This window comes from Bacillota bacterium, from assembly GCA_018333655.1.
Taxonomy (GTDB): Bacteria; Bacillota; UBA994; order UBA994; family UBA994; genus BS524.
Genome location: JAGXTJ010000034.1, coordinates 78239 through 86309, shown reverse-complemented (window position 1 = coordinate 86309; position 8071 = coordinate 78239). Strand labels below are relative to the sequence as shown.

The 8071-nt window shown below is 49.6% G+C and carries 8 protein-coding genes and 7 tRNA genes; 7 read left to right on the top strand and 8 right to left on the bottom strand.

Annotated elements, in window-relative coordinates:
• Positions 1-361 precede the first annotated feature (361 nt).
• Genes KGZ92_07220 through KGZ92_07210 form a run of 3 tightly spaced genes read left to right on the top strand, consistent with a single transcriptional unit; the run spans position 362 to position 1234 of the window.
• Entirely contained in the window at positions 362-655 is a 294-nt protein-coding gene (locus KGZ92_07220) for a helix-turn-helix transcriptional regulator (protein MBS3889065.1), read from the top strand.
• Between the two features lie 55 nt (positions 656-710).
• Positions 711-959 carry a hypothetical protein gene (locus tag KGZ92_07215; protein ID MBS3889064.1) on the top strand — a complete coding sequence of 83 codons (249 nt, stop codon included), beginning with the start codon at positions 711-713 and terminating at the stop codon, positions 957-959.
• Between the two features lie 35 nt (positions 960-994).
• On the top strand, positions 995-1234 hold the full coding sequence (locus tag KGZ92_07210; GenBank protein ID MBS3889063.1) for a hypothetical protein: 240 nt from the start codon (positions 995-997) through the stop codon (positions 1232-1234).
• A gap of 788 nt (positions 1235-2022) precedes the next feature.
• Here the strand turns inward: KGZ92_07210 and KGZ92_07205 are convergent.
• On the bottom strand, positions 2023-3225 hold the full coding sequence (locus tag KGZ92_07205) for a helix-turn-helix transcriptional regulator (protein MBS3889062.1): 1203 nt from the start codon (positions 3223-3225) through the stop codon (positions 2023-2025).
• A 639-nt stretch (positions 3226-3864) separates the two neighbouring features.
• Between KGZ92_07205 and KGZ92_07200 the strand changes: the two genes are divergently transcribed.
• From KGZ92_07200 to KGZ92_07185, 4 genes are all read left to right on the top strand, one after another.
• Positions 3865-4560, top strand: coding sequence for an N-acetylmuramoyl-L-alanine amidase (locus KGZ92_07200; GenBank protein ID MBS3889061.1), 696 nt, complete (start codon positions 3865-3867; stop codon positions 4558-4560).
• Between the two features lie 19 nt (positions 4561-4579).
• Positions 4580-5104, top strand: coding sequence for a hypothetical protein (locus tag KGZ92_07195; protein ID MBS3889060.1), 525 nt, complete (start codon positions 4580-4582; stop codon positions 5102-5104).
• Positions 5105-5627: 523 nt separating this feature from the next.
• Positions 5628-6071 carry a signal peptidase II gene (locus KGZ92_07190; GenBank protein ID MBS3889059.1) on the top strand — a complete coding sequence of 148 codons (444 nt, stop codon included), beginning with the start codon at positions 5628-5630 and terminating at the stop codon, positions 6069-6071.
• A 197-nt stretch (positions 6072-6268) separates the two neighbouring features.
• On the top strand, positions 6269-6646 hold the full coding sequence (locus KGZ92_07185; GenBank protein MBS3889058.1) for a hypothetical protein: 378 nt from the start codon (positions 6269-6271) through the stop codon (positions 6644-6646).
• A gap of 576 nt (positions 6647-7222) precedes the next feature.
• Here KGZ92_07185 and KGZ92_07180 read toward each other — a convergent pair.
• From KGZ92_07180 to KGZ92_07150, 7 genes are all read right to left on the bottom strand, one after another.
• Positions 7223-7311 (bottom strand) — tRNA-Leu (locus tag KGZ92_07180).
• 13 nt (positions 7312-7324) lie between these two features.
• A tRNA-Cys gene (locus tag KGZ92_07175) sits at positions 7325-7399 on the bottom strand.
• A 49-nt stretch (positions 7400-7448) separates the two neighbouring features.
• Positions 7449-7523: transfer RNA gene (locus tag KGZ92_07170), tRNA-Gly, on the bottom strand.
• A gap of 66 nt (positions 7524-7589) precedes the next feature.
• Positions 7590-7665, bottom strand: a tRNA-Phe gene (locus KGZ92_07165).
• A gap of 11 nt (positions 7666-7676) precedes the next feature.
• A tRNA-Asp gene (locus KGZ92_07160) sits at positions 7677-7752 on the bottom strand.
• 5 nt (positions 7753-7757) lie between these two features.
• Positions 7758-7833 (bottom strand) — tRNA-Val (locus tag KGZ92_07155).
• 111 nt (positions 7834-7944) lie between these two features.
• Positions 7945-8019: transfer RNA gene (locus KGZ92_07150), tRNA-Arg, on the bottom strand.
• Positions 8020-8071: the final 52 nt, after the last annotated feature.

The window sequence follows — 8071 nt, the reverse complement described above, 5'->3', positions numbered from 1 at the left end:
TTCGTTCCCATCATAGCAATCTAGCCCCCCATATTAGTCTGCCATACGATAGTGTAAGTCTGTGCAGCGGGCCTAAATCTCGCGGCCGACACTGGTATAGCAATAGATATTACACTCAAGCACAAGATGATGATGATTTTGCGTAGCATGATACATTCTCCTCTATCAACCTTTGCGTAAAGCACGGATTCTTCACTTTTGCTGCACCAACAAGTACCGAGCATCTAATTGGCTGTATTTACTCCGCGCACTCCCCTTTCGTTTATCAAGATTATTTTACCAACTCCACTATATACTCTGTACAGGTTGTGGCACAAGTACAATATTGTGACGTGATGACACAATGGGAGAGTGATGCGACTTGCTATTGGGAGCAAAGGTTCGCAAGGCGCGACAAGAAGCGGGACTAACCCAAGCTGAGCTTGCAGGCTCCGAGTTATCCCGCTCCTTCATCAGCGAGATAGAGCGCAACGAGAGAAACCCATCGATAGCGACAATTAGCCTATCTTACGGGCGATCTAGTGAAGTCCGACTACGATCGCGCACAGTTACTGATTCGCCAAGCGCACACATACCTAGAGTTAGGCGACAGAGACGGCCTTGCGTCTGCACTAGGCGCCTTGCGGCAAATCACCCCTTTACCGGATACGCTTAGGGCCCGTTGGCATGAGTTGATGGCGTGGTATGAACAAACCGAGGAGAGACCCTTAGTGGCGACAAACCATGCACTTATGGCGGAAGCGCTGTTTGAGTTAGAGCAGATGCCCGATAAACAACTGAAACTCGCTTCCCTGCAACCGCCGCGCATGAAGCTCGCCGCGAGTTTCTGCTCTTTTGGGCTGAACAAGATCCGTACTCTGTCGATATCTGCCTACAGCTTGACAACTATCTCGCAGCCCTCCTGGATAGTGCGCCAGCAGATAAAAGCTACGAGTGGGTCAAAACGCGATGGGCGATAGCCAAGAGCCAACTGCGACGAGCACCAAAAAACAGCGTGCTGCCTGTAATTCAACAGCATGCCGAGCTCTTTACCAGCTTAGCTCATCGCGGACGCGCTGCCGAGGTACTACAATTTGGCGCAACCCTTATGAACCGGCACGGTGACTGCGCCACAGCATACCGACTAATGAAAGAAGCCTGCGAACTGACCAGACTGGCTGTGCGGCGACGGAGCGCTAAATGCCAACTGCGGGAGACTAGCGTAACGATGGCACTACGAGTTGGTGGTTTATAGGTCTACCATTTGTGCCATAGCCTAAATCTAAACCCCCACAACCGCAGAAGTATGATACTGCGGAAAACGAAGAGATGATATTGTCAGCTCTGCCGTTTTCAGAGTCACTCCCAGCAGGGTTCGCGCTCAGCCCGGCAACTAACGCACCCCTTGCAGTGCACATGACGGAACCCCTAGCCTTCATCTTGCCCCCCGGCACGAAAATACTAAAACGCCAAGGGCTCTAGACCCTTGGCGTTACTGATTATTTTGGTGGAGCATAACGGGATAGAACTGTTGCCTTCTTGACTGCCAGCCAGGCGAGTGGTTCGAGTCCTCCTCGGGTGGGTTTTGCTAGAATCAGCAATATCAATGCTTTGCGCCACTTGTACGAACGTGTGTTACGCTAATTTGCGCCCCTCTTTGCTGACTTCCGTTAGAACTTTTATTAGAACTCCTGTTAGAGCCTCCTGCTGGCAGGTCTGCTGATTACGAATTGTTTGGTACGTCCAACGCCTCATGTCGGTGCGTGTAGGGCCGTGTCATGGAGTGAGGAAATACAAGGGTTTAGCGATTGCAAACACCTGCTCGTATACGCTCATTGCGCGTAATTCCCCAGCCGTTGCTGTCAAAATTGCTGTCAACACAGCGTAAACAGATCCTCGCCGCTCGTTAATCACAAAGAAACTCTACCTGACCTCTTTTCTGGCTGCAACACTTTTCCAGGTGCGCTAAGCAGCCCATATGGTGCATGCATGACTGAAACTGCCCTAGCTTGCCCCATCTCTGCCACAACGCTAAGAGATGCCCTAGTGGTCGCACCTTTTCAACTCTTGGGCTGCCTTCAAGAGGCGGTAAGCCTCTTGATAGTCAGAGTGACGCTCCATTAGACTTGCCCCGAACTCGAGCACCTCAGCTGCGCGACCGAAATGGCTTAGCTCCTGAAAGCGCTGTCTAAGATGCTGTATCGCAGGCAGTATGTCAGGCAGTAGTGCGCGCCTGAGCTGACTCTTAGCTATCGCCCATTCTGTTTTCGTCGTCTCGTAGTCACTCGCAGGCGCATCCTTAGAGGATGCAAGATAATGCTCTAGCTCTCGGCACATCTGCTCGGGATACGGCTCTTGCTCTGCTAGGAACAATAAATATTCCCGTCGTGCCGTGTGTGAGATTAGCGCAGGAGCGTGAGGTATGCTATCAATTTGACCTAGCAATTCAAAAGCGCCCGCGCTATTACCCATTCTAATCAAGGCAGAGCCCCATGTTGTCAGCACAGCGGCGTGAAGTGTTGCATCGCGTTTTTGTTCTAAGTGCTCTGCTGCTTTCTTTGACCACCTCAGCGCACCATCGATATCGCCTAATTGTTGTGCGCAGATTGCTCTGCCGTGGTAGGCGCGGATAACGTCCTCTTGGTCGGCACTGCCTTCGCAAGCGGCAGACTCCGCATAACACTTATCTGCGGCGGCTATCTTGCCGTGTGCAAAGTAGGCGCTGCCAAGGAGGTAGATCGTCAATCGACGCCCCTCCGTTTGCTCTGGTATCACGGCAAGTATATTTATCGCTCTGTTACACATCTCGATGGTCTGTTGATACAGCCCTGCCTTGTAGGTGGCATACGCCGCCAGATAACAGCAATACCACTGCCTTTCTGGCCTATGCAGAGCCTCATATAGTACTTCAGCCAAAAGGGAGTGATTGACGGCACTTAGTGGCCTACCCTCCTGTTGCTCATGCCACGCCATGAGCTCATGAAACCGAGCCTTGATACTATCTGTCAAAGTGTGCTGCCCCTTCAAGGCCGTAAGGATATCCCTAAGGCCCCGATCATCCCCTAGCTCCATACAGGCAAAGGCTTGATTAAGCAGCAGCTCTGCCTGATCGCGGTCTGACTTACGCTTGTCAACCTGGAAAAACTCCTGCGGCTTGTTTAGCCGCTCAGCTAAGATGGCAATGGTCTCTGACGATGGGTTCCGCTCGTTGCGCTCTAGTTCGCTAATCATGGAGCGAGACAGCAGAGTCCCTGCAAGCTCAGCTTGTGTTAGCCCTAGAGCCTTACGAGCACTCTAAATTTTATCTCCCAGTAACAAACCCTCGCCCCCTAGCGTTGTGTCATCATGCCACAATATTGTCCTTGCGCCACACACCATTGCCATTGTATCATATTTTTGACAGAGTGAATTGCAGCAAGGTAATTGGATAGGAGGGATACCGATGAAAATATTTCTCAGCTTCGTCTGCGCCGCATGCATCTTAGTTGCTACCCAATCCCCGGTCTGATCATACTCAACATCAACAGTAAGTCAAAAGGAAGTAGTCATCAATAACGACCCCTGCCCACGTATTCCACTGCCCCAGATCAGAAAGGTAGCGTCAACAGCCGGGGGTCAAAAGTAAACTAACACCATCCTAGTATCCAAGCGCTTCAATCCACGCAAACTGGCCAATAGTTGACGTCCTTGACATAGAAGTGCCCACACACGTAGCGGACGGCTCGGGCTTGTTCTAGTTGTTCGTACAGATTCTTCTTTAACATGGCGATAAACCGGACTTTGCTTCCATATCCTAGCATCTCGCATCAAGGTATGGGGAGGAAACGGAAGAAGTCATGGTGGAAGGAATTAAAATCTAGGTTGGCGTGAAGAGGAGAACCACCAGTGAATACACTTTTCCCACAATTGGAAGAAGGCCTAAATCGAACTAACGGAGGCGTTACCAGGATGAACTATTGGAAGAAACTGGCAGTCGCAACTGTTGTTCTGTATTTTATTGTCGCAATAACAGCCTTTGCTGCGACGAGTTGGCGGACGCAATCACAACCGATAATACTACCAAGAAGTGCTTGGGGGGCTCCACCGCCTACGAGGGTCATCGCGCCTAGGGGCACAGGTACACGACTGATTTTTCATCATGCGGCAGGATTGCCATTTGCAGCAACTTCCCTTTCCGAAACGGCTGCGGAGATCATGCGAATTAGAAATATGCATGTTAATGGCAATGGGTGGTATGATATAGGGTATCACTATGTTATAGATAGAGCTGGACGCATATGGCAGGGGAGACATGATGCCCATATTGGAGGTCATACTTATGGGCACAATGTAAATCTGGGCATAATTAATCTTGGCAATTATGAGGGCTTGTGGGGTGTTGGCGCCCAGACTGTAACCCAAGCGTCTTTCGATGCAATGGCGGCTTTATCGAGATGGCTAGCATATCGTGACTCATTGTCTCTGCCCATAGTGTATGTTCACTCCGATTTCAACAACACTGCCTGCCCTGGGAGGAACATGAGAGGTTTGATTCATAACAACTTGCGGCAGCATTTATCAATCGTTATGGAGCGGAGATAGAGAAAGGAGAGCTAAGGTAATGCAAATGACAAAGGGCAGTTGGTTCGTTGTAGCAATGGTTGGTACGATCTTGCTTGGATTATACTTTGTAAGAGCAACTCCAGCTAATTACGACAAGCGCATAGGGGGGCAATACCAGATAAACTCATTTTTGATAAGCAAAAACGAAGTGGATGAAGCGCGACTAACCATTGGGTGGGTTAAAGCAACAACGAAGTCTTTGATGCCACGCATAGAGGTTTTAGACCCGAGACAAACTCCAATCCACAGGGGAGAGGGGTTGGTGACAGACCTTAGTTTAGGGGAATATGTCGTAGCAATAACTTTTTTTGATACTGAGTTGCAGGAAAGCGTTAGGGAATATCTCAGTCTGGCCGGAGTTAGCACAGAAAAGGCAGGGGAAAATGTGTTATTGGAACATGTGCGCGTGGCGCACCCGCCGGATGACTCAATGATGATAATTTACCTTGGTTTATCTGCAAAACCTACCCTAGAAACACAGCAAACACGGAGAGAACTACGCCTAATCATAAGGAATGAATAGTCAGTATGGAGCCGGCTATTTCGTCATTTGCGTTGCCAATGTGGCGCATTGTGCATGAACTATAAGAGAATTCTGTTCCCACTTTCTTGCGCGTTATCGCTACAATTCGCCGTTAGCGTATTTGTTCACTCGTCCTATTCGCGTGGTCATGAACATACAGGATGGATTGTGCCCTTTGCGGCATCTGTGCTATTTTGTGTAGGATCTTTTCTCGTATCGGTACAACTTAATCAAGTTATTGGCCGGCCATTTTGTGGAACCTTGATTTTTTTGATAGTAGCTCTGCCCTTTTTCGCGCTGATGTTATTAGGGCAGTACTCCAATGCGGAGCACGGCAGAATTATAGCAACAATACTAAATCTCGGCTTCTTGCACTTGGGGGGGTTCAGAGCGCCTATTATCGGAATATTTGGTCCTCAACTACTACTCAACCCCTTCTATGCAGTAATTATGACTACTGTAATTCAGGCGATAGGACCCTTCCTTGCGGATTTGACTCAGCTCGTTAAGCGTATAAAACACCATGCCTAAGCTTTGGCTGTTAGTCGTGCTAATTGGCACAGATCAATTAACAAAATTTCTGGTTGCAAACACAGCTACTCGTAAATTTGGACATAGACTATTGGGCATAAATGTTCATGGAAATGCTGACCATATCTCAATCATCGCCTTCGTCCTTCTCATAGTGCTATATGTGGCAACGTTCCTTGTGGATAGTCCAAACTGGCATACTAAAAACCAAACATTTCCCACCCTAATATTGTCCGGAGCCTCCTCAAATACTCTGGAGTATCTACATCGGGGCTTTGTTATAGACTGGATCAGCACAGCAGGGTCTCTCGTTTTTAATTTGGCTGATCTGTATATCGTTCTGGGCATTGGCTTCGCGATTTGTGTCATGGTCAGGGACTTCTTGCAGGAATGTTCCCATCGCCGCTTGCTGCACAAGGATAAAGATCGCGTCTAATTTATTGTTACTGCGCATTCACAATACCAGCGGAAGCAGATGTATGTTCGTAAGCGAGCTTGCAAATCCCTGCTTTAGTTATGGGGTAATGGCAATTTGGAGCTTTCTTTGCATTAGAGCCCCCCTGTCTCTATACTAATGGTGACGGACTAGGAGCACAGCAACTGGCATGAATTAATGAAGCTCGGAGGTGACCCATGAGTAGGCGGTATAGCGTTCCTTTGGCGGTGCTCACAATGTTCTCTCTAGTGTTTCATTTCGCCCCTAGGGTTATAGAGGATCATTTCAACATTTTGGTCTTAGCTGCCATGTTGACTCCTCTTATCATATTGTGGTCTGGTACCGTGGACATTAAGACAGGAGTGTTCCAGTCGGTTGTGCTAGAGGCAGTGTATATCATCTACGCTAAGTGGTACTGGCAGTATAGAAATCGGCTGATGGAAGGGTATTTCGCTTTTGAAAATCCTCTGATGATAGACTTACTACTTATCGTTTTTGCTCTATCCCTAGCGATTGCAGTAATAGGGAGGCTTTTGGCAGGAAAGGCGAAAAGGAAATTTATCATAAGGCCATAGTGTTACTGCTGTAAGCGTTAAATACTTTTCACCTCGCTCTGAGTCCTCCCGCATGAGATGCTGTAGCTAGCAATCTCACGGGAGGTTTTGTTTATGACCAAGGCAGAGTGTAAGAGTTTGCGGGAGACCCGGGTGGCACAGTACCGAGCCAGCGGCCAAAGCTCTAGCACGTGGTGCGAGGAGAACAAGGTGCGCCACCACTGCACCATAGAAATCGCAAAAAGAAGTGGGGTATCCCGAACAAAGGGGATGGTTCTTTTTGGAAACAGACGGCCCATCCGTTGGCACTTATTCGTCTTGCAGGCGCGTGAGCTGAGCCGCCTCTCGGCATCGCTCTGAACGCCAAACTCCCTGTTGAGCCCGCGAACCATACCACGCTAATGCACTGCGCTGCTCGCCTGGCGTCCTGCTCTTGGCCTGCCCTCACCTCATGCAAGGTTACCGCGCGCTCAGGAAAAATACAAGAAGAACCGTCCCTTTTGGTAGGTTTTGAGTGTGGGCACCAAACGGTCAAAAAACAACGAAAAGGACCACCCTGTCGGTGGTCTGCGGGAAGGCGATGCGCCTTGATAATGCTGGTGCCGAAGACCGGAATCGAACCGGTACGGCCCTCACGGACCGAGGGATTTTAAGTCCCTTGCGTCTGCCTATTCCGCCACTTCGGCAAAATGTAAAATATGGAGGCGGCGCCCAGACTCGAACTGGGGAGTAGAGGTTTTGCAGACCTCTGCCTTACCACTTGGCTACGCCGCCTCGAAATCAAAACCCAACCGCCGTGGCGGCAGCTGGGACCGAACACCTATGGAGCGGAAGAAGAGATTCGAACTCTCGACCCTCGCCTTGGCAAGGCGATGCTCTACCGCTGAGCTACTTCCGCATGGGAACTACTTTAACAAAAAACTTGGGCTTTGTTCTGGGGCTTCCGCCATTTAATTTATAAAAGTGGTGCCACAGGCCAGAATCGAACTGGCGACACGAGGATTTTCAGTCCTCTGCTCTACCGACTGAGCTACCGTGGCACTTTATTAAATGGCGGAGTCGACGGGAATCGAACCCGCGATCTCCGGCGTGACAGGCCGGCATGTTAACCGCTACACCACGACTCCAATTATGGTGGGAGCAATAGGGATCGAACCTATGACCCTCTGCTTGTAAGGCAGATGCTCTCCCAGCTGAGCTATGCTCCCACGCATTTGTTAGTATACAGGCAGTTGACCTCGCCGTCAAGCGCAATCTTGCCTCTTACTTCTTGCCTCTAATTTCTTGCTTCTGGTTTCTTGCCTCTTGCCTCCTGAAAATGGTACGCCCGAGAGGAATCGAACCTCCGCACCCAGATCCGGAGTCTGGTGCTCTATCCACTGAGCTACGGGCGCGTGGGATGCCTAATTATTATAGCCTCTTGCCCAACTGAATGCAACGGCAAAT